Below are 1202 nucleotides of genomic sequence, written 5' to 3'. Positions count from 1 at the left end.
GCGAAAGTCAGACAAGTACTTGTAAAACTTCTTCTCCTCCAGATTACTAACCTGATTCTCCCGCTTCACCGGCGTGTAAACAACGCCAAACTTCAGGAATTCCTCCTGAAGTTCTCTACTAACGTAACCCTTATCCAAAAACAGAAAACAGCCAGAAAACTCCTCAACAATCACCCAGAACTTTTCCCGGACAACACTCACATCATGCTTATTCGCCGGATCAACAGACAGTAAAGCCAGCAAATTTCCATCAGAGTAACAGGTCAGCTTGTACCCATAGTAAAACTTTTTTTAGAGGGAACAAACCCAACTGCGGGCTTTTCAGAGATGATTTCTGAAGAACCCTTCTTCTCCTTCCTGTTTTTTCTGGCCAACTCCTTGGTCTGAATGGGCTTTGAGTCCAGTATTCTAACGTATTCTCTGGCGTGTTTTTTGAATAATTCTTCCTGCGCTAGGAGCAGGAGTTTTTCGTGCCTGTTCAAGCGTTCTGTTAGTTTGTTGTACCTGATTTTGGGGAACAGCTTCATTTCTTCGATTAGGACTCTGTAAGCGTGCTTGTAAACTCCGTTAAAGTGCAAGTGTGCTAGTATTGCGAAGGTTATTAGGTCGTAGAGGCTGATTATTTCCCTGTGAGTGTTTTTCGGGTAGTGTTTGCTGATTATCGGATAGATTTCGGATTTTATGATCAGGATTTCCTGCTGAAAGTTCATAACAACCACCAATCAACCAAAAGACTTAAGTGCTTATAACTCTAACGATCTAATGGGAACTAGGGTAAGAAATGTACCTACAATTTCTGCCATAATTATTGCTTTGTCGGATGGTTCGTCGGGCATTTCTATACACCTCGGTAAAGTTTTCAAAACTATTATAGTTCCATATATCTTAATAAGTTTTTTGTTGGGCGTGTTTAGTTTCACCCCCTGTTATTTAAACAGTATTTGACTCTGAGGAGGATTTTCAGACCATAACACATTACCCCAAGCAGGATTCGGGTTACAGTAGCTTTTTCAGAAAACAGGGGATCCTACTGCCAAACCACGTTGTAAACGCACCCCAGAACCCCTCATGAGGATTCCTACGCCTGTACTCTTCTTCAGAAAACACTCTGTCTCTCTTCTTACTACCAAAACCACCTGGAGCGTTCTTAGTTTTCTTAACAATCGGCCGATACTGAGACTCCAAGGCACACAGGGGATAGG

1 protein-coding gene and 1 pseudogene are annotated in these 1202 nt (G+C 42.2%); both read right to left on the bottom strand.

The genetic code is table 11. The features are described 5' to 3' along the window. Positions 1 to 719, bottom strand: a pseudogene (locus tag THEPK_RS12675) (IS982 family transposase); the annotation flags it as partial. 277 nt (positions 720 to 996) lie between these two features. Next, positions 997 to 1202, bottom strand: a 206-nt coding sequence (locus tag THEPK_RS13810) for a hypothetical protein (protein WP_198011311.1), incomplete at its 5' end; no start/stop codon positions are given.

The sequence above is a fragment of the Thermococcus sp. PK genome, from assembly GCF_000430485.1.
Lineage (GTDB): Archaea > Methanobacteriota_B > Thermococci > Thermococcales > Thermococcaceae > Thermococcus_A > Thermococcus_A bergensis.
This window is presented reverse-complemented; position numbering and strand designations above follow the sequence as displayed.